Raw genomic sequence first — 26,054 nt, 5'->3', positions numbered from 1 at the left:
AACGGGTTTGGTAAAAAAGTAGGATAGAAGCATGATTAAGGTCTTATTTGACGCAGAGCGTCGTGTTGAATTTGAAGGGAAGATTAAACCAGCTTTACTGGATTTACCCTGTGAGTTTGTTGCGTTTGATGCTCAAGTGCGCGCTGCGGACTTTGCCAATCAAACGGTTTTAACGTGGTTAGGCGATCAGGCGTTTTACACGCTATTGCCTATGGCCGCCCAACATAATTGGGTGTTGGGATTTTTACCCCACCCTGAGATGCAGTGGTTTTATCGTAGTTTTCCGTTAGCCGCCACCTTAGCCGAAGCGTTAGACGATTTTAATCAAGCGAAAGAGGCGATGGCGGCCGATTTAATGCTTTGCAATGGACAACCTGTGTTGAGCTCGGTGATGTTGGGTCAACACGCGTTGATGCAATCGGCCGCAAAAGTGGATGTAGGTTGGTGGAGCAAACTGTTTAATGTGCTGGTGCTGGCTAAAAATGTCCGCCAGGCGCATTTGTCACCGTACACCTTGAAAACGGCAAAAGACGTCGAGGTCAAAGCTGCTGCATTGGGCATCGCGGTGGTCTATCGTCCCAGTGCCAGCGACTTTACCCGACGCGTAGTGGGCGACACGCAAAACGATCACGCCAGTTTGCACACGGTTATTTTAGCCCCTAGAAGCATGACCGAAGTGTTGCATTTCTTTTTTACCAAAGTGCTGCCAAAGCCAGGGCGTTTTACCAACATACCCAGTTATGCAGGACATATTAAAACGCAAACCATTACGGTAAGCGCGGCGCAATCCATTCAATATACCTTGGATGGTCAGGCGCATACGGCTAACAGTTTGTGCGTTACGGTGCAAGAAAACGCGTTAAACATTCGGACAACGCAACTGCCACAAAAAAGCACCGAACCGGTTATTGCCGAGTTGATTGATGTCTCTAAGTTGCCTAAAGGTCAAGCCATGATGCAACTGTGTGGGCGGCCTTTGCCATGGATTTACCACGCTGATAAAGAAGAGCTTAAAGAGATGTTTGTCTCTTTAAAAGAGAGTGCGGCGTTGTCGGAATCGTTTGTGGTATTGATGATTTTATCCTCGGTATTGGCCACTATTGGTTTATTTGCCAATTCGGCACCGGTTATTATTGGTGCCATGATTTTAGCACCGCTTATGACGCCTATTATTTCGTTGTCTATGGGAGTGTTACGGCAGAGTAACGAGCTGGTTATAGGGAGTATAAAAACGCTGTGGATTGGAATCGCCTTAGCCTTGTTTTTTGGGGTATTGCTTACCGTGATGATGCCGTTGCATGATTTAAACAGCGAGATGCTTGCACGAATTAGGCCAACCATTTTGGATTTAGGCGTGGCCATTATTGCGGGTATTGCTGGCGCTTACGCCAGTGCGCGCTCGCAAGTGGCTAAAAGTTTAGCGGGTGTGGCGATTGCTGTGGCTCTAGTGCCACCCTTAGCGGTATCGGCCATTGGGATTGGCTGGTTGGATTGGTCGATTTTTTGGGGCGCATTTTTGCTTTTTTTAACCAATCTAATCGGTATGGTGTTGGCGGCCGCGGCCGCTTTTTTGGTCATGGGATTTAGTCCGTTTAAAGTGGCTAAAAAGGGTCTATTGTTGATTTTTCCGTTGGTTGTCTTGGTTAGTATTCCTTTAGTGATCGGTTTTAACAGCATGGTCAAAGAGAAAAAAATTGTCCACCAGCTTGAAGGCTGGCAATACCAAGAGGTGGTGTTACGAGACGTTAAGATTCGGATGGACGAGCCATTGTTTATCTCAGCAAAATTATTGGTGGCCAATCCGCTCAGTCGTGCTCAGTTGGAGGTTGTTAAATCGCAGGTGGAGGCCTCGCTGGGCGAACCGGTGCAGCTCGAAACCATCCAAGCGGTGGTGGTGCGTTGATGTTGTGTTGATATTGCTTGTTACAAAGTAACATTTACGTCTATTTGACTTAACACTCTTGTATACTATGGGTATGAATTTACACCGCCTTTTTGCCTTAAATGGCCTGCCTAGCCCTTTATTTGAGCGCTTTTTTAAGCGCGCGCTTGCACCTTGGCCTATGCTGGCGTTGCTGGGTGTGTTTGCGGTGGCGCAAACCATTGGCGTGGTGCACGCGCAGGTGCATCTGTTTCACGAACACTCCGAAACCTGTGACTTGTTTGAAGGCTTGGCGCATCCAGCGGCCAAGCTTGATTCGTTACACTTTTCTTTAGTAAAACCCGCTCCGTTTGTGCCTTTGGCGCAGCCGTTTTATTGCGTGCATCAACCGCGCGCGTTCTGTCTTTTTACTCCGCGCGCTCCGCCGCCATTCTAATTTTTTAAGCGTTTTACCAGGCCTGGTCAATGGCCTGTTAACCGTTATTAAAACTATTAAATTTAAAAAATTAGGAAACATCATGCATTACACCAAATTAACGCTCGCCCTTTGGGCGACCAGCGGCTTTCTAAGCGTTTACGCCGCCGAGCCTACTCACTTATCGCCCATTACCGTCAGTGGTTCGCCCATTCACGAGCATACGGCGTTTGAAGTGCCCTCGCAAATTGACAGCGTCAGCGGGGCGCAAAAAATGGCACTCGACAGCGGCTCACTGGGCCAGATGTTGGATCACATTCCCGGGGTCAACCACTTGTCTACTGGCGCGCAGTCGGGCAAGCCGGTGATTCGTGGGTTAACCGGCAATCGGATTAAAATTTTATCCAACGGTCAAAGCACCGATTTTCAGGGGTACGACACCCGCCATAACCCCAATACAGAACCGTTTTTGGCCGAGCGCATAGAAGTGATTCGCGGCCCGCAAAGCGTGCTGTACGGCTCTGAGGCGGTGGGCGGTGTGGTCAACGTGATTCAAGCGCCGATTCCGTACGGCCAAGGTGTGCACGGTGAGATCGCCAGCGAATACAACACCAACAATCAAGAAACCCTGTTTGGGGTCAAAATGGGTGCCGGCTCAGAGCAGTTTGGGATTCAAGCCGGCGTGGTTAAACGTCAAGCCGACAATTTTAGCGTGCCCAGCGTGCGCCAAGCATTGGGCGTAACGCCAAACGATGCGCCCAGCGATACTCCGCTGTTAACCGGTGAGGTGCCTAACACCAATTTTGAAAACCAAGGCGCGAACATTGGGTTGGGTTGGCAAGGCGATTGGGGCTTAATGGAGGTGCGTCACACTCAGTGGAACGCCAAACAAAACTTTGTTGGCGCGGAAGAGGGTGCGGCCGATGAGCCTTACGAAGTCGTGGCCACCGGGCAAAAATTGCACAACGACGAAACTCAATTAAAAGCCGAACTTGAGTTGGGCGGTGACTGGGTGCTAAAACCCAGCTGGACGCACACCCGCAATCAGCGCGAAGAGTCGCACGATTTAGGCTATGAAACCATGAGCGAGGACAAAGGCACCGAGCATTATTTGGATATTTTGGTCAAACGCGACGACGTAAAATTGGCGGTGCAACACCCCAAAATAGGCGACTTTGAAGGCGAAGTGGGCATTGAAGCCACCGAAAAATCACAATCTTTGCGCTCGGGTCACTTATCGCCCAACGCCAACGTAAGCAAACGCGCGCTGTACGTGTTTGAAGAGGCCGATTACGACCGTTGGTTGGTGCAAATGGGTGCACGTTACGACTGGCACGATGTAAACGCGCCGTTGGACAGCAACGAGCATTTTATTGAAAGCGGAATTTTTAACGCCAGCAACCACACCCGTCAATTTGAAGTGGCCAGCGGCTCACTGGGCGCGACCTACCGGGTAACGCCCAACTGGAGCGTGGCGGGTAATATTGCCCGCGGCTTTAGAGCGCCTAGCATTTTTGAACTTTACGCCGGGGGCGAACACGGTGGCGTGCAAGCGTATCAATTGGGCAACCCTGATTTAAAAGCCGAAACCGCGTTAAACACCGATTTATCGCTGCGTTGGCAAACCCCCAAAACCCAAATGGTCGCCACGGTGTATCAAAATTGGATAGACAATTATATTTATTTGGCCAACACCGGACTGTATCGCTACACCGAAGCGGCGATTGAAGAAGGTTTGGGGGCGGAAGGTCAAACCGAAACCTCATCCGGAGACGGTTTAGTGCCCGAGATGCAATCGCGCCAAACCAACGCGCAAATTCACGGCTTTGAATTGAGCGTTAATCGTCAACTTAACCAGGCCTGGTCAACCGACGCGGCGTTAGAACTGATTGCCGGACGCGACACCAAAAACAGTCAAAACCTACCGTTAATGCCCGCCAACAATTTGCGTTTGGGCGTGCATTATCAGCCGCAAGATTGGGCTGGCGTGCGGGCACAAAAAGTAAGTTTGGGGGTGAAAATGGTCGACAGTCAAAAAACCGCGGGCGATTACGAGCCGTTTTCACAATTTGACACCACGTCCTTTGGCCGCGCCTCAACCGACGCTTACGCGTTGTGGAACGTCGGGTATCAAGCGCAGGTTAAGCTGGATCGCCAAGTGGTGAGTTTGGGCGCGCGGGTTGAAAACCTGTTTGACACCGACTACGTTGACTTTTTAAGCACCTACAAAGGTTACACCCTAAACCAAGGCCGCAATGTGCAGTTAAGCGCGCGCATGAGTTTTTAAGGGTTTAACCAGGCCTGGTCAAACTGAACAGGCCTGGTTAATAAGCAAATAATAAGCAAACATTAAACAAATATTAAAAAATTTTAGGAAACACCATGCATTACACCAAATTAACGCTCGCCCTTTGGGCGGCCAGCGGCTTGTTAAGCGTTTACGCCGCCGAGCCTACTCAGTTATCGCCCATTACCGTGAGTGGCTCGCCCATTCACGAGCATACGGCGTTTGAAGTGCCCTCGCAAATTGACAGCGTCAGTGGGGCGCAAAAAATGGCGCTCGACAGCGGCTCATTGGGCGAAATGTTGGATCATATTCCCGGGGTCAACAATTTGTCTACCGGCACACAAGCCGGTAAACCCATTATTAGAGGGCTAAGCGGCGATCGCGTCAAGGTGCTTTCTAACGGCCAAAGCACCGACGACCAAGCCAACGGCACGCGTCATTTACCCAACACCGAACCCTATTTGGCCGAGCGCATTGAAGTGGTGCGAGGCCCGCAAAGTGTGTTGTACGGTTCTGAGGCTTTGGGCGGTGTAGTCAACGTGATTCAAGCGCCCATTCCTTACGGCCAACCTGTGGGTGGCCAAGTGGCAACCGAATACAACAGCAACAATCAAGAGCGCATGCTGGGCGTTAAAATGGGTACGGGTTCAGAGCGTTTTGGTATTCAAGCAGGCCTGGTCAATCGTCAGGGCGATAATTTTACCGTGCCCAATGTAGCCTCGTCACAAGGCGCGACTCCCAACAGCGCAGCCAGCGATAAACCTTTGTTTGTCGGTGAAGTGCCGTTTACTAACTTTGCCACCCAAGCGGGCAATATTGGTGTGGGCTATCAAGACGACTGGGGCTTAATTGAGCTGCGCCACACCCAATGGAACGCCCAGCAAAACTATTTAGGCATCACCGCCGCTAACCGCAACAGTCCATTCGTGGCCGTACCCACCGGGCAAAAATTGCAAAACAACGAAACCCAATTAAAAGCCGAATTTGAGTTGGGCGATGACTGGGTGCTAAAACCCAGTTGGACGCACGTACGTAATCAACGTGAAGCCTTTACCGGGGTGGAGTTTGAAGAGTTATCGACCAAAGAAAATGCCCCTAAATATTTAGATTTATTGGTGAAGCGTGACGATGTTAAATTGGCCATAGCGCATCCAAAACTAGGCGATTTTGCAGGCGAATTGGCGGTTGAAATGGGTGAAAAAGCTCAAACGTTGCGTTCGGGATCGCTCGCGCCCACCGCCGATGTGAGCACCCGCGCCATCACCTTGTTTGAAGAAGCCGATTACGATCGTTGGTTACTGCAAATGGGCGCGCGCTACGACTGGCACGAAGTGAATACCCCACTCAACGCCACAAGCGAAGTGGTAAACGCCAGCAACAATGCGCGTCAATTTGAAGTGGCCAGCGGTTCGCTGGGGGCGACTTACCGCGTAACGCCCAACTGGAGCGTGGCCGGTAATATTGCGCGCGGTTTTAGAGCGCCCAGTATTTTTGAGCTGTACGCCGAAGGCGTGCACGGTGGCGTGCAAGCCTATCAATTGGGCAATCCTGAACTTAAAGCCGAAACCGCGTTAAACACCGATTTGTCGCTGCGGTGGCAAACCCCCAAAACCCAAATGGTCGCCACGGTGTACCAAAACTGGATAGACAACTACATTTATTTGGCCAACACGGGCGCCTATCGCACCATTAATGGCGCAATCGTTGCCTCCACCAATCCAGCGGCAATTCCCGAAATGCAATCGCTGCAAACCAATGCACAAATTCACGGGTTTGAGTTCAGCGTTAACCATCGTCTTAACCAGGCCTGGTCAACCAATGCGGCACTGGAATTAATTGGCGGTTTAAACACCCAAACTGATCAAGAATTGGCGTTAATGCCGGCCAATAATCTGCGCTTAGGGGTTGGTTTTAGCCCACAAGATTGGGCGGCACTGCAACAGCAAACCTTTACGCTGGGGGTTAAAGTGGTCGATGCTCGCAAGGTCGCCGGCCCGTTTGAACCGTTTGCGCAGTTTGACACCGCTCCCACTGGGCGCGCATCAACCGACGCGTACGCCGTGTACAATGTGGGCTACAACGCACAAACCAAAGTAGACGGCAAAACCGTGTATTTAGGTGCGGCGGTCGAAAACCTGCTGGACACCGCATACGTTGACTTTTTAGACACCTACAAAGGCTACGCCCTAGCCACCGGGCGCAGCGTAAAACTCAGCGCACGTTTGGATTTTTAAGCCACGGTTCTTTTTTGCCGTGTCAAACACGATACGGCAACTTTTCATACAAAGGTCTCTTAGAGAGACCTTTGCACGAGTCAATGCACGAATAAAAATGGTTAAAATTCACCTGATTTTTGTTGAAAAACTTGCGAATAGCTCGCTATTCACTGCGTTTTCCGCCGCAATCAGGCAAATTTTTCCTCATTTTTCTTTCGCACCTGACTCGTGCAAAGGTCTCTTAGAGTGCAATCGTTATAAATTTTTGCTATTGTCCAAAACATTCAGAAAAAACATTAAAGAGAAAACACCATGCGTAAAGTTAAATACATTATTTTAGGAGCAGGCTCGGCCGGACTAACGGCCATGGGCGTGATTCGCAAAACCACCGACGATTTTGTCATGATTAATGGCGGGCATTACGGCACGACGTGCGCGCGTGTTGGTTGCATGCCGTCTAAAGCCTTAATTCATTGCGCCGAACAGTTTAACGCGCGCCATAAAATGGTCGATTTTGGCATTGATGGTGCTCAAGGATTAACGGCCGATGTTCCCGCCATACTTAAACGGGTCAGAAGTTTTCGCGATCGCTTTACCGGCAACGTTAAAGCCGGCTCAACCGACACCTTAAAAGCCGGGCAACTGATCAGCGGATACGCTAAGTTTGTGGCGCCCAATCAAGTCGAAGTCAACGGCGAAGTGATTGAAGGTGAGCGCATTATTATCGCCACCGGCTCGCGCCCGGTTGTGCCCGCACCTTGGGCGGCGTTAGGCGACCGACTGTTGACCAGCGATGATATTTTTGAATTAGACACCCTGCCAAAACGCATGGCCGTTATTGGCTTGGGTATTATTGGCTTAGAGTTGGGGCAGGCTATGGCACGGTTAGGGGTGGAGGTGATTGGTTTTGAAATGCTGACCACCCTAGCCGGACTAAGTTCGCCCGATGCGTCGGCCGAGGCGGTTAAATTAATGCGCCAAGAATTTCCTATTTATCTGGGCGAGGCGGCCAATTTAGAACGCACACCAACCGGCGTTAAGGTGAGCACATCGGCTGGCACGTTTGAGGTTGATGCAGTGTTGGCCTCGTTAGGGCGTCGTCCTAATGTAGATCAACTGGGGCTTGAAACGATTGGCGTTGCCTTAAACGAACGCGGCATGCCAAATTTTGATATTAACACCTTGCAAATTGAAGACACGCCCATCTTTATGGCCGGCGACGTTAACGTGTTTAGACCCATTTTGCACGAAGCCGGTTATGAGGGACGCATGGCCGCGCTCAACGCCATTGCCTACCCTCATTGCACACGGTTTGCCCGCAAAACCCCATTAGGCATCGCGTTTACCCATCCGCAAATTGGCTTTTTTGGCCAAGCGTATTCCACGCTTAATTTAGACCAGACCGTTATGTCCAACTTTAATTTAGAACGCAATAACGGCCGTGCGATTGTCATGGGTGAAGATCACGGCGTGATTTGTCTGTACGCCGATAAAACCAGCAAACGCCTATTGGGCGGCGAAATAGTCATGCCGCATGCCGAACACGTTACCCATTTGCTGACCTGGGCGGTGGCGCAAAACAGCACGATTTTAGACTTGGTTAAAATGCCTTTTTACCACCCCGTATTAGAAGAAGCCATTCAAGGCGCCATTAAGCAATTGGCCGCCCAGTTGTATTTGCCAGAAGAACTCAGCGAATTGGATGTTTTGGTTTGATGTTTTGACCTATCAATATTAAAACTTGTTATGACGCAATTGGCTTGAAAATAGTGCGGTGTAACCTTATTTAAAGGCTAAAATTGCAGCCTACATGGAGAGACCGTATTTATGAGTAACGATTATTACGCTATTTTGGGCGTGAGCCGCACCGCCAACGAAGCGGAAATTAAAAAAGCCTACCGCAAAATGGCGGCCAAATGGCATCCCGACAAACCCACCGGTGACGAGGCCAAGTTTAAAGAGTTAAGCGAGGCCTATGAAACCCTAAGCGACCCCGAAAAACGGGCGATGTACGACCAATACGGTGCTAACTATCAGCAACGTCATAGCTCGGGCTTTGGTGGCTACGAAGGCGGCGCCGACTTTAGCGATATTTTTGGCTCGGTGTTTGGGGGGCGCGGTGGTGCACAAGGCGGCTTTGGTCAACAGCAAGGTCGGCCACGTCCGCAAAAAGGCGACGACCAAACCGTGCGCGTGATGCTGTCGTTAGAAGAGGCGATGGACGGGGTAGAGCGCACCATCAATGTGCAAACCGGCAACGCACGTTCGCAGTCGCACTCTTACGATACGCAGCCGATTAAAGTGCGTATTCCGGCGGGCGTGTTGCAAGATCAAAAAATTAGAGTCAAAGAAAAAGGCTTTAGCGGCCTCAACGGCGGTCCCAGTGGCGATGTGCTGATTGAGATTAATTTGCAAAAGCACCCGTTTTTTAAAGTAGAAGGCCAAGACATTTACGTGGACTTGCCTATTACCCCATGGGAAGCGGCCTTGGGCACAAAAGCCGAAATCCCCACCTTAAAAGGTAAGGTTAAAATGGCGATTGCGCCGGGCACGCAGTCGGGTGCTAAGTTGCGCATTAAAGGTCGTGGCTTGGGCAAAGAGCCAGGCAATCAATACGTGGTGGTACAAATTTTTTCCCCGCCGGCGAGTACGCCCGAGCAAGTGGCGTTTTACGAGGCGATGGCCAAACAGTTTGAGTTTGAGCCGCGCGCCCATTTTAACGAAGTTTAATCAGTGTAATAGTTAACCAGGCCTGCTTAATGCAGGCCTTTTGTTGTTATTAATTTTTGTTGTTATTTCAGAGAGAACGGATATGAAACGTAGAGATTTTATTGGCGCCATTGCGGGCGCTACCGCCGCCACAGCACTCACCGCGTGTGGCAATGACCAGAGTGCTGGTGCCAATGTGGCCAATGCGGCCGCTGCCGCACCGCAAAAAATTCATCAGTGGAAAATGGTCACCACTTGGCCTAAAAACTTTCCAGGCCTGGGAACAGGCGCCAATAAAATCGCCGAGTTGATAACCCAAATGTCGGGCGGACGTATTGACGTTAAAGTCTACGGTGCGGGCGAATTAGTTGGGGCATTTGAGGTGTTTGACGCGGTATCACGCGGCAACGCGCAATTGGGTCATGCGGGCGCGTATTATTGGAAAGGCAAGATTCCGTGCGCGTCGTTTTTTTCGTCCGTGCCCTTTGGGTTAACCGCCAATGAGATGAACGCTTGGCTCTATTACGGCGGCGGCATGGAACTGTGGGAAGAGGCCTACAAACCGTTTGGTTTAATCCCCAACCCAGGCGGCAACGCGGGCACGCAAATGGGCGGTTGGTTTAACAAAGAAATTAACACTATTGACGATTTAAAAGGCTTAAAAATGCGCATCCCCGGCCTGGGTGGCGAAGTGCTTAAACGCGCCGGCGGTATTCCGGTGACCTTGCCCGGTGGCGAGTTGTTTACCTCATTGCAGTCGGGTGCGATTGACGCGTTGGAATGGGTAGGTCCTTACAACGATTTGGCGTTTGGATTTTACAAAGCCGCCAAATATTACTACACCCCAGGTTGGCAAGAACCCGGTACAGCGATGGAATGCATGATTAATGAAGCGGCGTATAACGAACTGCCGGCCGATTTACAAGTGATTGTCCGCACCGCCATTAAAGCCGTTAACGGCGACATGTTGGCCGAATACACCGCACGCAATCAGCAAGCACTGCACAACTTAATCAGCAAACACGGTGTGCAATTGCGCCATTTTCCGGACGACGTGTTGCGCGCGCTCAAAACCATCGCCCAGCAAGTGGTCGAAGAAGAAGCCAAAGCCGATGCGCTGTCCACCAAAGTATGGGCTTCGCAAAAAGCCTTTACCGACAGCGTGGTGCCTTGGACAACCGCATCAGAGCAAGCCTATTTGCGCGCCCGCGCGTTGTAAGTACGGCCATCATGGTTATTTGAGGGAGAGTCTGCATGAAAGTCGTGTCGTTTAGTTGTAAACCGTATGATAAACAAGCCTTAATAAAGGTGTTTGACTCGCAATGGGACAGTCATTATTTAGAAGTGCCACTCGATTTAGATTCGGTGGAATACGCGCACGGTGCGCAGGCCATTACCGCATTTGTAAACGACCGCTTAGACGCCGCCGTGCTTGAAAAACTGGCGCACTACGGCGTTAAGTTTATTGCGCTGCGTTGCGCGGGGTTTAACCATGTTGATTTAGATTGTGCAAAGCGTTTAGGCATTAAGGTCGCGCGCGTGCCAGCCTATTCACCCTATGCGGTGGCCGAACACACGGTGGGGTTAATGTTGGCGCTTAACCGCAAGTTGTGTCGCGCCTACAATCGCGTGCGTGAGGGCAATTTTGCGTTAAACGGTTTGCTGGGGTTTGACATGCACGGCAAAACCGTTGGCATTGTCGGCGCGGGAAAAATTGGCCATTTGGTCGCCAATATGCTTAAAGCGTTTGGCTGCAGAGTGCTTATTTACGACGTGTTTGAGTGCTCTTTTTGCGCGCAAATGGGCTTTGAACAAGTCGATTTAGAAACCTTGTGGCGCGAATCGGACATTATTACCTTACATTGTCCGCTAACGCCCGACACGCAGTACATGATTAATGCCCAGTCGATTGCGCAAATGAAACCCGGGGTGATGTTGATTAACACCGGGCGCGGCGCATTAATGAACACCGGCGATTTAATTAACGGCTTAAAATCCAAAAAAATTGGCTATTTAGGGTTGGACGTGTACGAAAATGAAGGCGCACTGTTTTTTGAAGATCATTCCAGCGACATTATTCAAGACGATGAGTTTGAGCGTTTAGTGAGTTTTCACAACGTGCTAGTAACCGGCCACCAAGCCTACTTTACCCAAGAAGCCCTAGAACACATCGCCCAAACCACCGTAGACAATGTATACGAATTTATCGCCAACAAACCATTGGCAAATGCGGTTTAAACATCACTTTTAACGTTGACCAGGCCTGGTCAATTACATCAAACAGAGCCCGATAATTGGGCTTAAAGTGGGTGAGTATTGTGAAGGGCGATTTACTATTTAAAATTGTAGTGGTACATTAACTGGTACATTAATCGAGGTAAACGCTATGATGACGATTACGGCTACAGAAGCCAGAAAAACGTTTTTTGACATTATTAAGCAAACCAATCAACAGCATGAAATCATTGAAGTGCAGCATAAAGGCGGCAACGCGATCATCATGTCAGCCGAGGATTACGAAAGTTTGCAGGAAACGCTGCATCTTTTGTCTCAACCTAAGTTTAAGCAGACCTTTAATCAATCGGTTCTTGAAGCGAATGCGGGTGAGGTTGTGAGTTTTGAAGAGGTATTTGGAGAGCCCTTGTGAGTTGTGAACGTTATCAGATTGAATTCACTAAACAGGCACAAAAAGACATTTCTCAGCTTACGCCCAAGCTAAAACAGAAACTTAAAGAAATTTTGCGACATAAAATTAGCGTATCACCCGAAATGGGCAAAGCGCTGGTTGGGGATTTGCAGGGGTATTATTCCGTTCGCCTTAGTTTTCAAGATCGTATTGTGTATCGAATTGAGCAAGGGGTCTGTGTGGTATTGATTGTTCGCGCAAAAACGCATTACGGCGAATGATTCGTTTTTGGGTCAATAATCTATTCGCGCTAAGGCTTTTTAACAATACGTTAATAACACATCTTGTCTTGTGCTTGCTTAAACATCGCTTGTTGCACTTTTTGCTGGTAGGCCACGTCGGTAAACGCGGGCGGTTGGCGGTGCACTAGGTAGACGGCATCGCCTTTGGTTAAATCGTCTGGATAGACTTCGGGTTGCGCTGGATTGTCTACTTCTATTGGGCTAATCACACTTATTTTAAGCGCGGGGTTCCGGGCTTTGAGCAGCGCCACAGTGCCTAAAAATTCGTCGCTGTGAAACGCGCCGTTGAGATGCACAATTTGATGTTTGGGATGTTTTAACCAGGCCTGGTAAATTGATTCGGCCATGGTATTGTCGCGCGCCAGTTGCGCTAAATAATTGTTTTGGGCTTTTTCTGGGCTTAAATGTCGTGCACCGTCTAAAAATTCCATGTATTTTTCACGATACGCCGAGTTATCTTTAAAGGGTTCTTTAGCAATGTAAGCGCGCTCATGGCTGGGCAGTTTGTCTGGATACGCGGCGCCTTCGCGGCCAATGCAGCGCACAATGTCGGCGCTGGCGTTGGCGGCAATGACTGGAATAAAGTGGCTTTTGGCGTATTCCACCAAAGGTCGGTACGATCCGGTGTAATTTTGCCAGGCGGGTGCTTCTTTTATTAAGTAGGTTTCGCCTATTTCGCCGTCTAAATAGCGGTTTAAAATGGGCTGTTGGTCGCGGTTAAACATTTCCATTGAGAGTGTCTGCTGTGGGCGCTGGGCGTGCAGTTGCGCCATTAAGTGCATTTGCAGTAAATGCGAGGCGTGATTGCCGTGAAATTCACCCACAAACACCACATCGCTGTCACGCACTTTATCGGTTAACTGTTGCAAACTAAGCGGTTGTGCGCCGTCGCTGTCTATAATTTGATAGTCGTACAAGGTGGTCAGCGGCTGGGCGGTCATGTGCGTGCAACCGCTGGTCAGACTTATAAGCAACAGGCTCGATAAATAGAGAAAAGATTGGCTGTTAAAACGCGGGTTTAAATATTTTTTTAAGCACATGTGAACGCCTATTAACGTAGGTAAAGTAAGACTCAAATAAAACTAACCTGTCTTGCTTGGTTTGGCAATAGAAGGTCGTTATTTTAACGGCCTAACTTGACCAGGCCTGGTGAATTCTAAAACCATTTACTTGGTTCAATAACGCGTTAGAATGACGTAATGGTTTAATATGTTTTAACGACGATTTTAAAAAAGGACGTGTCTATGCAACTCAAGTTAGTGCAGTATTTAGAGGGCGCTTGGTCAGAAAATTTGGCCGAACTGGCGTCGATGAACTCGCAAGACACGTTTGGTTTGGTGTTTGCAGACGCTCAGTTGAGCCATATGCCAAACGTGTTGGCTGAGCTTTACGCCGCGTTTCCTAACGTACATTTTGTGGGCGGCTCAACGGCAGGAGAAATTTTTGGTGCCGAGGTGAACGACGCTTCGGTAGCAGTTTGCTTGGTTAGGTTAGAAAAGTCGGCGTTTAAGGTGTCCATCGCTCAGGTGGATGATTTTGAAAACGCGTACGCCATCGGCGAACATCTTGGCCAAACACTGGCGCAGCCGCACCCTGCAGGTGCATTAAAAGGTATTTTTGTCTTAGCCGATGGCTTGCATGTCAATGGCACTCATTTAGTCAATGGTTTGATGCAGGCCGCGCCTAACACCTTAATTACCGGTGGTTTGATGGGCGATGGGCCTCGATTTGAGAATACATTTGTCTTGGCTCAAGGCAACTGGGCCTCAAAACAAGTGGTGGCTATTGGCTTTTATGGTCAGAGCATTCAATTGAGCCACGGTTCTAAAGGCGGTTGGGATGTATTTGGCCCCGAACGACAGGTCACCCGAGCGGTTGACAATATCGTGTATGAATTTGATGGAACGCCGGCTTTGGCACTGTATAAAACTTATTTAGGCGATTTGGCAGAAGGGCTGCCTGGGTCGGCCTTGCTGTTTCCGTTGGCAATTATCAGCGCCGATGGCGAGCGTTTGGTGCGCACCATTGTGCAAATCGATGTGGAACAGCAAGCGTTAATTTTTGCCGGTGACGTGCCAGAAGGGGCAACGGTGCAGTTAATGAAAGCCAATTTTGATCGTTTAATTGATGGCGCGTATTCGGCCGCAGAGTTGGTTAATTGGCAAAACTTGCCCCAACAGCCCACATTGTCGATTGCCATCAGTTGCGTGGGGCGGCGTTTAATTTTAAAAGGCCGCGTTGAAGAAGAGGTCGAAGCCACATTAGACGCTTTGCCCGCTAATACCCAGCAAATTGGTTTTTACTCGTATGGTGAAATATCCCCTATGGCCAATGGTGTGTGCAGTTTGCATAATCAAACCATGACGCTCACAACACTGCGTGAAGAGTAATTGCCTATGACTTTTTTGACCCATTCAGCCGAACTCGTTACGCACAGCGCGCTTAGGCGACCGCTTAAACGCCTAAAGCTTTCGGGTAATGAGCCTCCGTCCTTAGAGGCGTGGCAGGCTTTTTAGGGCATTTGCAACAAGCCTATCAAGGTTTTGACGACGAACGTTACAGTATGGAAAGAGCGTTGCAAGTGTCCAGTGATGAGATGGTGCAGTTGCATGAGCGAATTCGTCAACACAGTCATGAACAACTTAAGGCGCAAGAGCATAAGTTTAAAGCCATCTTAGAGTCTTTAAACGACGGAGTGTGTGAGCTCGATTTAAATTGCGCCATGTTGTACGCCAATCAGGCCGCGTTAGAATTGATGAACCTGCCCAGTAACGCCACGTTATCGGACTACAATATTTTAAACGTCTTTTCGTTACCCGAATTAACCGATGAACCCGAACGCCTTAAAGCCTTATTGCATCAAGGCGATGTGCTTAAAATCGACACGGCGTTTTTAACGCACAATGGCCTAAATTGTCCGGTGTCCTTAGTGTTATCGCCCATTATTCAGCAAGGGCAGCTTGAGTCGATTGCCTTGCTCTTTAGAGATGTGTCGCTGCAAAAAGCCTACGAGCAAAACTTAGCCCAAGCCAAGCTGTTGGCCGAAGCCGGCTCTAAGGCCAAGTCTGAGTTTTTGGCCACCATGAGCCATGAAATACGCACGCCGCTTAACGGCATTATTGGCGTGTCGAGCCTGTTAAACGACACCGAGCTCACCCAAGAGCAACGCGAACTTTCGGGCACAATCATTCGCTCGGGTGAGGCGTTGTTGTCGATTATTAACGACATTTTAGATTTTTCTAAAATCGAAGCGGGGCAAATGGAGATCGAAAATATCAGCTTTGATCTCTACGAAGTGTTGGAGGATATATCGGAAATTTTTGGTCTGCAATTTGGCGCAAAAAACCTAGAGTTGATTGTTGACCCGCACCCTAATGTGCCGCACTGGGTGATTGGGGACTCGGTACGTATTCGGCAAGTGTTGATTAATTTGATTGGCAATGCCTATAAATTTACCGAACAAGGTGAAGTTTCGGTGTCGGCTTTTATGCCCGCGTCACCAAGCCAGCCTAACCTGGTTCGTTTTGAAATTAAAGACACGGGAATCGGCATTGAAGCCAATACGCTTAACAAACTGTTTCAGCCGTTTTCACAAGCCGATGGTTCGACCACTCGACGTTTTGGTGGAACAGGCTTGGGCTTGAGTATTACAAAGCAGTTAATTGAGTTGATGGGTGGGCGCATAGGCGTTGAAAGTGAGTCGGGTCGAGGCAGCACTTTTTGGTTTGAAGTGCCTTTGTCCAGAACAACCGAGCAAAAATAAAGCAGGTTAAACGCGCACTGGAAGCGCAATTTCAAAAACAAAAAATTTTGGTCGTAGACGATAATCAGACCAATTGCGCGATGCTTCAAAAACAGTTAAAAGCTTGGAATTTAGAGCCTTATATTGTGAATTCAGGCGTTGAAGCCTTAAGAATAATTAATCAAAATCGTCAATTGGGTATTGCGTTTGATTTGGCTATTTTAGACATGCAAATGCCAGGCATGAACGGGTTAGAATTGGCCGAATTAATAAGGCAGCTTCCCAGTTGTGCGCACATTAAATTGGTGATGGCCTCGTCACACTATGCCAACCAATGGCCAGAAGAGATCAAAAATACCTTTGATTACTGCCTGCGCAAACCCCTACGGCAAAGCATTTTACGCGAAGTGTTGTCGGGCATACTTCAAGGTCCAAAATTTTCTAAGGCGGAACACGCGGCGCAAGATGCCCAGCAACAACGGGCGTTATTACAAATTGAGCAAGAGAAAAAGCAGGCTTCTCTCAAACGTATTTTGGTGGTGGAAGACAACACCGTTAATCAAATGGTTGCGGTCAAATTACTGCAAAAATTTGGTTATCAATCGCAGGTGGCGCATAACGGCAAAGAAGGGGTAGAGGCCTTTAATGCCGAGTCGTTTGACCTTATTTTAATGGATTGTCAAATGCCCATTATGGACGGCTACGTTGCCACCGCCACCATTCGTCAAAGCCACGCCAAGCAAATCCCCATCATTGGACTTACCGCCAATGCCATGGAAGGGGATCGCGAAAAATGTCTTCAATCGGGTATGAACGACTACCTTTCTAAGCCGATTGACATTGAAAAGCTCAAAGAAATTTTGGCTAAGTGGGCGTAATTAAGGTTAATAAAAAATGTTGTTGCGCTCACCCTTCCCCCCAAATAAAACGGGTCTATTAGACCGTTTAATGTCTTCACAACGGTTTTTTGCATTTTACCAGGCCTGGTAAGATTCAAAACAGTTGGTCTTTATTAACGATGAACGATAAACACTTTACGATTTACGCTGAGTTATTTTGGTGCAAGTTGCTACTTATTGGGAAATATATTAAAGATAAAGTGTTTATTATTAATGGGTTAATTCGATAACCATCTGAATTATTTATTAAAAAGTTAATTGGGTATTAAATTCGCTTAAAGTCAATTTATTGGGGTTTAAGTTTGAGTTAACGTATGGACGTGTTAAAGCATGAAGCGCTGCAAAAAGAGGTGATGGATTTCTTTTTGTTGTCTAAAAAATCGGAATTAGATGCACTGGGGTTTTTATTTAGAGCCTCGGGTTTGGTGCGCGCCATTCGCTTATTGGTGCATCAATTGCAGTTAGAGCGCGGTGCCAGCACGCTGTATTTGGTGACGTGTCAGGCTGAGCATTTGGCCGCCGTGGGGCGTTATCGCCGCCAGTTTGAGGACGATGAGCAGGCGTTTTTATTGGCGTTACAAGCGTGGCGTGGCGAGTTTGATAACAAATTGCTCAGCGGCAGTATTTACGCCAGCTTAGCGGTTTTATTGGGCGCGTTAGAAGAGCTTTCGGCGTTAAGAGCGCAGGTCAATCAATTGACCATTAAGCCGTTAGAGGCCATTGGGCGTTTTAACCAAATTGTAGAACGTCTGTTTATGGTTATTTCGGACATGGCTGACTGGAGCATGGACGTGCAAGTGTCCAGAGCGTTAATTGCGTTATTGCACTTGATGAAAGCCAAAGAGCTGGCCGGACAAGAGCGCGCGTTGGGGGTGTTGATGTTTAGCCAGGGTGTCGATTCGGCGTTGTTGGCCGAATTTATTTACAAGCAAGAGGCGCAAGAGGCGTGTTTGGATGTGTTTAGCGAATTTGCTTTGCCCGCCGAGTTAACCTTGTTTGCGCAATTAAGCGCACCCGAACGAGTGGCGCAATTTAGCCTGTTTAGGCAAAAATTGTTTGAGCCAGACGCCTCGGTTGTTAATGCGCCACAGGATTGTGTGTTGGCGCAACGCTGGTTTGAAGTGGCCACACAGCGCATTGATGGCTTACATTTATTAGAAAACGCGTTAATTGATGTGCTGTTGCGGGTGTGCGCTCAAGGCATGCAGCAGGCCGAGCAGCTGTTAAATTCAGAACAAGTGTTTTGTGAACAGTGGCTGGTGCATCAGCAGGCGCACGGCCAAAAAAACCCGGTAAACGGTTTTATGCAGGGGCACAAGGGGGTGAGTCAGCTGTTGTTTGAAAAACTTCAAAGCAAGGCACACGATTTACGTTTAATGTCCAAACAATTGCGTTTGGCGCAGCAGACCTTGTTAGAGCGAAAATTAATTGAACGCGCTAAAGCGCATTTAATTTTGCGCTCGGGTTTAACCGAAGAGCAAGCGCATCAATGGTTGCAGGCGCGCTCGATGAAAGAGGGTGAAAAGCTGGTTGAAGTGGCTAAAAAGGTTTTAGGTCAGCGAATGTATTAGTGTTTTTTATATTGGTGCTTTTGTGTTGTGTTTTGGTGCAACATTCGTTTTAAAAATAAAATATTATTTATTCTGTAATGTGTAAATATTTATAAATCATTATAAATCATTATAAAACAGCTAGTTACGAGTTTATTTTTTATATTGGCATGTATTTAGCTTTTAACTAATTAGCTTAGGGCAATTGGGGTTTAAGCATTGCACTCTGGCGGCCAGTCGGCGCAGAGGCTCACAATTTGAATTTTGGATTAAGGCGTCCATCTTACTTTGAACTTGAATGGTTCAAGGCATGATGTGACGCCTTTTTTGTTTTTAGGGTTTTGGTAATTTAGGCTTTAGGAGAAACATCATGGTTGATCATAAAAATGGAATTTCAAGAAGAACGTTATTAAAAGGGGCTGGGATTGGTTTGGCGTCTGGCTTACTGCCCGGGTTAAGTGGCATGGCGCATGCGGCCATTGCGCCCACCGGTAAATTAGAAACCACCAAAGCTAAGTTGGGGTTTATTGCCCTAACCGACGCCGCGCCCTTATTTGTGGCCATTGAAAAAGGCTTTTTTGCCAAGCACGGCATGACCGATGTTGAAGTGCTTAAACAGTCGTCGTGGGGCACGACACGCGACAATTTGGTATTGGGTTCGGGCAAAGGCGGTATTGACGGGGCGCACATTTTAACCCCCATGCCGTATTTAATTAGTTCGGGCGCAGTAACACCCAATAATATTCCGGTGCCTATGTACGTTTTGGCACGCTTAAATTTGGCTGGACAATGTATTTCGGTGGGCAATGAGTACGCCGATTTAAAAGTGGGCACCAACACCAGTGAGTTTAAAACCGCTTTGGCCGCCAAAAAGACGAAAGGCGTGGCGGTCAATGCAGCCATGACGTTCCCAGGTGGAACGCACGATTTGTGGATGCGTTACTGGCTGTCGGCCGGTGGGATTAACCCCAGTTCTGAGGTATCGACCATTGTGGTGCCACCTGCGCAAATGGTGGCCAATATGAAAGTAGGCAGCATGGACACCTTTTGTGTGTGTGAGCCGTGGAATCAGCAACTCATCAATCAAAAAATTGGTTACACCGCCAACACCACCGGCGAGTTGTGGCACAACCACCCCGAAAAAGCGTTTTCAATGCGTGCCGATTACGTCGATGCCAATCCTAATTCAACTCAAGCGTTAATTATGGCGGTCATGGAAGCGCAGATGTATTGCGAACAAGCCGAAAACCGCGAAGAAGTAGCCAAAATTTGTTCTAGTCGTCGTTGGATTAACGCGCCGTTTAAAGACATTGTTGACCGCATGCAAGGCAATTTTGATTATGGCACTGGCCGCGTGGTTGAAAACCATCCTGACCAAATGCGTTATTGGAAAGATCAGGCCTCGTACCCGTTTAAGAGCCACGATTTATGGTTTTTAACCGAAAACAAACGCTGGGGCTATTTGCCGATGAACTTGGACAGCAACGCATTAATTGCCCAGGTAAATCGCGAAGATTTATGGCGTAAAGCGGCCGAATCGTTGGGCATTGATAAAGCCGATATTCCTACCGGTACGTCGCGCGGCAAAGAGACCTTTTTTGACGGCAAAGTGTTTGACCCAGAAAACCCGCAAGCCTATTTAGACAGCTTGGCCATTAAGACCATTAAAGTAAGTTAAAGATTAACCATTTAAGACCATTTAAGACTTTTTAAAGTACGTTGGGAGCGCACGCTCCCAAAGGAGTGAACATGAGTTCGGTAACAACACAGCGTTTAAAGCAAGCGCAAGACTATGGCATGAATCATCTTTTGCCGCCCTTGGTGGTGATGATTGTTTTATTGCTGATTTGGGAGTGGCTTACCTCGTCAAGTGGCGCCACATTGCCCTCGCCCAGTCGGGTGATTGAAGAGACTTGGGGGCTGATTATTCACCCTTTTTATGACAATGGCGGCACCGACGTGGGCATGGGTTGGCAAATACTCGCCAGTTTAGAACGCGTGGCGTACGGTTACACGTTGGCGGTGATTGTGGGGGTAGCGTTGGGTGTTTTAGTCGGACAGTCTACTTTGGCGATGCGTGGTTTAGACCCTATTTTTCAGGTGTTAAGAACCGTCCCGCCGTTGGCGTGGTTGCCTTTGTCTTTGGCGGGGTTTCAAGACAGTTATCCGTCGGCTATTTTTGTTATTTTTATTACCGCCATTTGGCCGATTATCATCAACACCTCGGTGGGGGTGCGCAATATTTCTGAAGACTATCGCAACGTGGCGCGCGTGCTGAATTTAAATGGTTATGAGTATTTCACCAAAATCATGTTGCCAGCGGCCGCACCGTATATTTTTTCGGGCTTACGCATTGGCGTGGGGTTGTCGTGGTTGGCGATTGTGGCGGCCGAGATGTTAATTGGCGGCGTGGGAATTGGCTTCTTTATTTGGGATGCGTGGAACAGCTCCAGAATCAGCGACATTGTTTTAGCGTTAATTTATGTGGGCATTGTAGGCTTTATTTTGGACCGATTGGTGGCTTACGTAGGCAATAAAATTACCCGTGGCACCAGCGCCAGTTAATGTGAGTTTGGAGAGAGTCATGAAAGAAAAATATTTAGTGATTGAAAACGTCAACATGGCGTTTGGTCAAGGCAAAAGCCAAACTAAAGTGCTTAGCAACATTAATTTGCAGGTTCAAAAAGGCGAGTTTATTGCCATTATCGGCCATTCGGGTTGCGGTAAATCCACCGTGCTTAACATTGTCGCCGGTCTATTGGACGCCAGTGCGGGCAACGTTTTTTTAGAAAATCGCGAGGTCAAAGGCCCCGGCCCCGACCGCAGCGTGGTGTTTCAAAACCACTCGTTGTTGCCGTGGTTAACGGTGTACGAAAACGTGGCTTTGGCGGTTAATAAAGCCTTTAAAAATACCATGAACGCCAAGCAACGCCACGAATGGATTTTAAAAAGTTTGGACATGGTGCACATGTCGCACGCCTTAGACCGCTTGCCTTCGCAAATATCGGGCGGCATGAAACAGCGTGTGGGCATTGCTCGGGCGCTCTCTTTAGAGCCTAAAGTGTTGTTGTTGGACGAACCTTTTGGCGCATTAGACGCCTTAACCCGCGCTCATTTGCAAGACGAGGTGATGCGCATTCAAGGCGAGCTTAACAGCACGGTGTTGATGATTACTCACGATGTGGACGAGGCGGTGTTGTTGTCGGATCGGATTGTGATGATGACCAACGGCCCCGAGGCCACCATTGGTGAAATTTTAGAGATTAACTTGCCCAAACCGCGCAACCGCATCGAAATGGCCGACAACGCCGACTACAACCATTATCGTCATCAAGTGCTGCACTTTTTGCACGAAAAACAGCGCAAACACGGCTAGGCTGGTAGTTATGAAAAAACTCATGTTAGTGGGCGCGGGTATGGCCGGCATGCGGTTTTTAGAGCAACTGCTGGTGCATGCTCCAGGGCAGTATTTAGTAGAAGTGTTTAACGCCGAGCCTTTGCATACCCGCGTGCGCCAAGGCAAAACGCCATGCAGTTACAACCGCATTATGTTGTCGCCGGTGTTGGCGGGCGAAAAAACCTTTGACAGCATTGTGACCCATGACCAGGCCTGGTTTGAAGCGCGTGGCATGGTGTTTCACAGTGGCAAAACGGTGTCGCATTTGGACGGCGCGGCCAAACGTCTCACCACCTTTTGCGGCGAAACCCATTTTTACGACGTGCTGGTGATGGCCAGCGGTTCTAAACCCTTAATGCTCGACATTAAAGGACGCGATCTACCAGGCCTGGTAAGTTTTAGAGAGGTCTCGGACGTTGATCGCATGTTGTATTGGGTCAATGTTAAAGGTTCTACCCTTAAAGTGCCTAAAGCCGTGGTGATTGGCGGTGGATTATTAGGGTTAGAGGCCGCTTATGGTTTGGTGAAGCAAGGCGTGGCGGTAACGGTGGTGCACCGCAATGCCAAGTTAATGAGCCAGCAAATGGACGCCAGCGCCGCAGGGTTGCTTAAAACCCATTTAGAAAACCCCGCGCTGGTGGGCATGCAATTTAAATTGGCGGCCAATGTGGTTGAAGTTTTGGGCACACAGCAGGTAACCGGCGTGCGTTTAGACAGTGGCGAAGAGTTGGCCGCCGATTTGGTGGTGATGGCCATTGGCATTCAACCCAATGCCGAGTTGGCCAGCGCCTCGGGATTGACGGTGGAGCGCGGGGTGGTGGTCAACGATCAGTTGGCGACGTCACAAGCGCCCATTTACGCCCTAGGCGAGTGCGTGCAACACCGTGGACAAACCTACGGTTTGGTCGCCCCATTGTATCAACAGGCCGAAGTATTGGCCAAGGTACTGGGCGGCGTGTGCGCTGAAGACGGTAACGCCGCCACTTATGTGGGTTCAAACGTCGCGACCCAGCTCAAAATAACCGGGGTAAATGTGTTTTCGGCCGGCGATTTTGAAGGTCAACCCGGCACGCACAGTGTGGTGTTTAGAGATTGGGCACGGCAGGTGTACCGCAAGCTGGTGTTTAAAAACCAACGCTTAGTAGGCGCACTGTTAATGGGCGACACCCGCGATGCCAACGGTTTGTTTGAGCTTATTTGCACGCCAAACGACCTGAGCCAATCGCAAGATAATTTGATCTTTGGTTTAGAGATTTAAACGAACTATCGGCACAAATATCGGTATTTATACAAACACATAAACGTACAAAGACACTTTGGCGCGCCAAAGAGGGAGAGCGGCAATGCAACAGACACAACACACACAACACGCAGCGCAAACCATTGTGGTGGTGGGCAACGGCATGGTAGGGCACAGTTTTATCGAAAAACTGGTCAAAAGCCCGGGTTTTAAACAGTTTAACGTCCAGGTTTTTGGCGAAGAGCCGCGCATGGCCTACGACCGAGTCTATTTATCGTCCTATTTTTCGGGCAAAACAGCCGACGATTTATCGCTGGTCACCCCTAATTTTTACCAAGACAATGGCGTTAGCATTCACTTAAACGACAAGGTGGTCGCCTTGGATTTAGCCGCTAAAACCGTGACCTCGGCCAGCGGGAAAACGGTGGCGTTTGATAAATTGGTGCTGGCCACCGGCTCATACCCGTTTGTGCCGCCGATTACCGGAAATGATCGCCCAGGCTGTTTGGTGTATCGCACTATTGAAGACTTGGAAGCGATGAAAGCCGTGGCCGCCACCGGTAAAGTCGGTGTGGTGGTCGGTGGTGGTCTGTTGGGGTTGGAAGCCGCCAAAGCCTTGGTCGATTTAGGCTTGCAAACCCATGTGGTCGAATTTGCTCCCCGTTTAATGCCCGTGCAATTAGACGAAGGGGGGGCGGCACTGTTAAAACGCAAAATTGAAAAACTGGGGGTGCGCGTGCACACCGCCCACGCCACCAAGCAAATTGTGGCCGGTCAAACGTGTTTAAACAAAATGGAGTTCGCCGACGGCGAGTTTTTAGAAACCGACATGGTGCTGTTTTCGGCCGGTATTCGACCGCGCGACGAATTGGCTAAGTTAGCAGGCCTGGTCACCGGACCGCGCGGTGGCATTACCATCAACGACCAATGTCTTACTTCTCATCCCGACGTGTTTGCCATTGGCGAATGCGCTTTGCACAACGGCATGATTTACGGCCTGGTTGCGCCAGGTTACGCCATGGCGCAAGTGGCCGTGGACACGCTTAACGCCGAAGCCGCCCATTTTAGCGGCGCGGACATGAGCACCAAACTGAAATTAATGGGCGTAGACGTTGCCTCGATTGGCGACCCGCACGGTAACGACGAAACTGCTTTATCGTATGTGTACGAAAACGGCCCCGAAGAGATTTACAAAAAATTGGTGGTGTCGGCCGATGGCCAAACCTTATTGGGTGCAGTGTTGGTCGGTGACGCCGACGATTTTGGTAATTTATTGCAAATTAAGCTCAATAACATGACCTTGCCGGAGCACCCAGACAGCCTTATTTTGCCCAATCGCGGTGGCTCAACCACCGAACTGTTTGGCCCTGACGCGTTGCCCAACAGCGCCCAGTTGTGCTCGTGTTACGCCGTCACCAAAGGTCAAATTGTTGAGGCCGTGGCCGGCGGTTGTTGCACCATGGCTGACATAAAAGCCAACACACAAGCCGGCACAGGGTGCGGCGGTTGCGTGCAGTTGGTCACCAATGTTCTTAACAGCGAACTCACTAAACTGGGCGTTGAGGTAAACACCGACTTGTGTGAACACTTTGGGTTTACCCGCCAAGAGTTGTATCACCTGTGCAAAGTTGAAAATATCACCACGTTTGAAGACTTAATGGCACGCCACGGCCATCACCATGACGGTCATCAAGGCCACGGTTGCGAAATTTGCAAACAAGCCGCCGGCAATATTTTTGCCTCGCTGTGGAACAGTTATGCGCTCGAAAAAGACAAAATCCCGCTGCAAGACACCAACGACAACTATTTGGGCAACATGCAAAAGGACGGCACCTATTCGGTCATTCCGCGTGTGCCAGGCGGTGAGATTACCCCGCAAAAATTAATTGTCTTGGGGCAAATTGCCACGCAGTACGGCCTGTACACCAAAATAAACGGCGGTCAACGCATTGTGTTATTTGGCGCACAGATGAACGATTTACCCGATATTTGGCGACAGCTAATTGCCGCAGGGTTTGAGTCGGGACAAGCCTACGCCAAAGCCTTGCGCACCGTAAAGTCGTGTGTGGGGTCTACTTGGTGTCGGTACGGATTAGACGATTCGGTCACCATGGCCATTGAACTTGAAAACCGTTACAAAGGTTTGCGCTCACCGCACAAAATTAAAATGGGCGTGTCGGGTTGCACCCGCGAATGCGCCGAGGCGCAAGCCAAAGACATTGGGCTGATTTCGACCGAAGAGGGTTGGAACTTATACGTGTGCGGCAACGGCGGTATGAAACCGCGTCACGCCGACTTGTTTGCCACCAAATTAACCCAAGCGCAGGTGTTTCAGTACGTGGATCGTCTGTTGATGTTTTACATTAAAACCGCCGACCGTTTGCAACGCACCGCCACCTGGCTCGACAATTTAGAAGGTGGATTGACCTATTTGCAAGCGGTGGTCATCGACGATTCGTTGGGGTTAGCCGCCGATTTGGAAGCGCAAATGGCGCAGTTGCACGCCAGCTACGAATGCGATTGGCAACGTGCGATTAACAACCCTGAGTTTACCCAACGCTTTAAATCGTTTGTAAACGTTGAGGACAAAGCCCCACAACCGTTTGTTCTGGAGCGCGGTCAAATTCGTCCCGCCACTCAAGCCGAACGTTTGGCGGGGATTGCGGTAGAAATAAAACAAATCGCTTAAAAATCGTTTAAACGCGGTTTAACCAGGCCTGGTCAATGTGAATTTTAAACTGACCAGGCCTGGTCAAAGCCCATTAGGGCACCTCTATTATCGTTAGGAA

At 49.1% G+C, this 26,054-nt stretch carries 20 protein-coding genes; 19 read left to right on the top strand and 1 reads right to left on the bottom strand.

Translation table 11 applies throughout. From position 1 onward, the window contains the following. The first annotated feature begins 31 nt into the window (after positions 1 to 31). The 10 genes from EP181_RS09935 (at position 32) to EP181_RS09890 (ending at position 12,416) form a co-directional block, all read left to right on the top strand. On the top strand, positions 32 to 1,903 hold the full coding sequence (locus tag EP181_RS09935) for a TIGR00341 family protein (RefSeq protein ID WP_127471492.1): 1,872 nt from the start codon (positions 32 to 34) through the stop codon (positions 1,901 to 1,903). A 73-nt stretch (positions 1,904 to 1,976) separates the two neighbouring features. Then, on the top strand, positions 1,977 to 2,318 hold the full coding sequence (locus tag EP181_RS09930) for a hypothetical protein (protein ID WP_127471491.1): 342 nt from the start codon (positions 1,977 to 1,979) through the stop codon (positions 2,316 to 2,318). Between the two features lie 82 nt (positions 2,319 to 2,400). Next, a complete protein-coding gene (locus EP181_RS09925; RefSeq protein ID WP_127471490.1) occupies positions 2,401 to 4,584 on the top strand; it encodes a TonB-dependent receptor in 2,184 nt (727 codons plus the stop codon). Between the two features lie 95 nt (positions 4,585 to 4,679). Continuing rightward, complete coding sequence (locus EP181_RS09920; RefSeq protein WP_127471489.1) at positions 4,680 to 6,818, top strand: TonB-dependent receptor; 2,139 nt, start codon at positions 4,680 to 4,682, stop codon at positions 6,816 to 6,818. A gap of 294 nt (positions 6,819 to 7,112) precedes the next feature. Further along, entirely contained in the window at positions 7,113 to 8,516 is a 1,404-nt protein-coding gene (locus EP181_RS09915) for a dihydrolipoyl dehydrogenase (protein WP_127471488.1), read from the top strand. A gap of 111 nt (positions 8,517 to 8,627) precedes the next feature. After that, a complete protein-coding gene (locus EP181_RS09910; protein ID WP_127471487.1) occupies positions 8,628 to 9,530 on the top strand; it encodes a DnaJ C-terminal domain-containing protein in 903 nt (300 codons plus the stop codon). Between the two features lie 82 nt (positions 9,531 to 9,612). Continuing rightward, entirely contained in the window at positions 9,613 to 10,728 is a 1,116-nt protein-coding gene (locus EP181_RS09905) for a TRAP transporter substrate-binding protein (protein ID WP_127471486.1), read from the top strand. A gap of 35 nt (positions 10,729 to 10,763) precedes the next feature. Further along, complete coding sequence (locus EP181_RS09900) at positions 10,764 to 11,747, top strand: 2-hydroxyacid dehydrogenase (RefSeq protein WP_127471485.1); 984 nt, start codon at positions 10,764 to 10,766, stop codon at positions 11,745 to 11,747. 148 nt (positions 11,748 to 11,895) lie between these two features. Beyond that, positions 11,896 to 12,156: a type II toxin-antitoxin system Phd/YefM family antitoxin gene (locus EP181_RS09895; RefSeq protein ID WP_127471484.1), complete on the top strand. Its 261-nt coding sequence runs from the start codon at positions 11,896 to 11,898 to the stop codon at positions 12,154 to 12,156. Further along, a complete protein-coding gene (locus tag EP181_RS09890) occupies positions 12,153 to 12,416 on the top strand; it encodes a type II toxin-antitoxin system RelE/ParE family toxin (RefSeq protein ID WP_127471483.1) in 264 nt (87 codons plus the stop codon). The genes EP181_RS09895 and EP181_RS09890 overlap by 4 nt, the downstream gene beginning before the upstream one ends. 50 nt (positions 12,417 to 12,466) lie before the next feature. On the opposite strand, the gene EP181_RS09885 is transcribed toward EP181_RS09890, so the two are convergent. Next, positions 12,467 to 13,477 (bottom strand): ChaN family lipoprotein, encoded by a 1,011-nt coding sequence (locus EP181_RS09885; protein WP_232023423.1) that lies wholly within the window; start codon positions 13,475 to 13,477, stop codon positions 12,467 to 12,469. A gap of 204 nt (positions 13,478 to 13,681) precedes the next feature. Between EP181_RS09885 and EP181_RS09880 the strand changes: the two genes are divergently transcribed. From EP181_RS09880 to nirB, 9 genes are all read left to right on the top strand, one after another. After that, a complete protein-coding gene (locus EP181_RS09880; RefSeq protein ID WP_127471482.1) occupies positions 13,682 to 14,827 on the top strand; it encodes an FIST signal transduction protein in 1,146 nt (381 codons plus the stop codon). A 110-nt stretch (positions 14,828 to 14,937) separates the two neighbouring features. Further along, complete coding sequence (locus tag EP181_RS09875; RefSeq protein ID WP_127471481.1) at positions 14,938 to 16,200, top strand: ATP-binding protein; 1,263 nt, start codon at positions 14,938 to 14,940, stop codon at positions 16,198 to 16,200. Positions 16,201 to 16,247: 47 nt separating this feature from the next. Then, positions 16,248 to 17,057 carry a response regulator gene (locus EP181_RS09870; RefSeq protein ID WP_269471134.1) on the top strand — a complete coding sequence of 270 codons (810 nt, stop codon included), beginning with the start codon at positions 16,248 to 16,250 and terminating at the stop codon, positions 17,055 to 17,057. 335 nt (positions 17,058 to 17,392) lie between these two features. Then, entirely contained in the window at positions 17,393 to 18,649 is a 1,257-nt protein-coding gene (locus tag EP181_RS09865) for a nitrate- and nitrite sensing domain-containing protein (protein ID WP_127471479.1), read from the top strand. 349 nt (positions 18,650 to 18,998) lie between these two features. Next, positions 18,999 to 20,306 (top strand): CmpA/NrtA family ABC transporter substrate-binding protein, encoded by a 1,308-nt coding sequence (locus tag EP181_RS09860; protein ID WP_127471478.1) that lies wholly within the window; start codon positions 18,999 to 19,001, stop codon positions 20,304 to 20,306. Positions 20,307 to 20,377: 71 nt separating this feature from the next. Further along, complete coding sequence (ntrB, locus tag EP181_RS09855; RefSeq protein WP_127471477.1) at positions 20,378 to 21,193, top strand: nitrate ABC transporter permease; 816 nt, start codon at positions 20,378 to 20,380, stop codon at positions 21,191 to 21,193. A 19-nt stretch (positions 21,194 to 21,212) separates the two neighbouring features. After that, positions 21,213 to 22,004, top strand: coding sequence for an ABC transporter ATP-binding protein (locus EP181_RS09850; RefSeq protein WP_127471476.1), 792 nt, complete (start codon positions 21,213 to 21,215; stop codon positions 22,002 to 22,004). 10 nt (positions 22,005 to 22,014) lie between these two features. Beyond that, entirely contained in the window at positions 22,015 to 23,283 is a 1,269-nt protein-coding gene (locus tag EP181_RS09845) for an NAD(P)/FAD-dependent oxidoreductase (RefSeq protein ID WP_127471475.1), read from the top strand. A gap of 85 nt (positions 23,284 to 23,368) precedes the next feature. Continuing rightward, complete coding sequence (gene nirB / locus EP181_RS09840) at positions 23,369 to 25,954, top strand: nitrite reductase large subunit NirB (protein WP_127471474.1); 2,586 nt, start codon at positions 23,369 to 23,371, stop codon at positions 25,952 to 25,954. Positions 25,955 to 26,054 lie beyond the last annotated feature (100 nt).

This window comes from Thiomicrorhabdus aquaedulcis (genome assembly GCF_004001325.1).
Lineage (GTDB): Bacteria > Pseudomonadota > Gammaproteobacteria > Thiomicrospirales > Thiomicrospiraceae > Thiomicrorhabdus > Thiomicrorhabdus aquaedulcis.
This window is presented reverse-complemented; position numbering and strand designations above follow the sequence as displayed.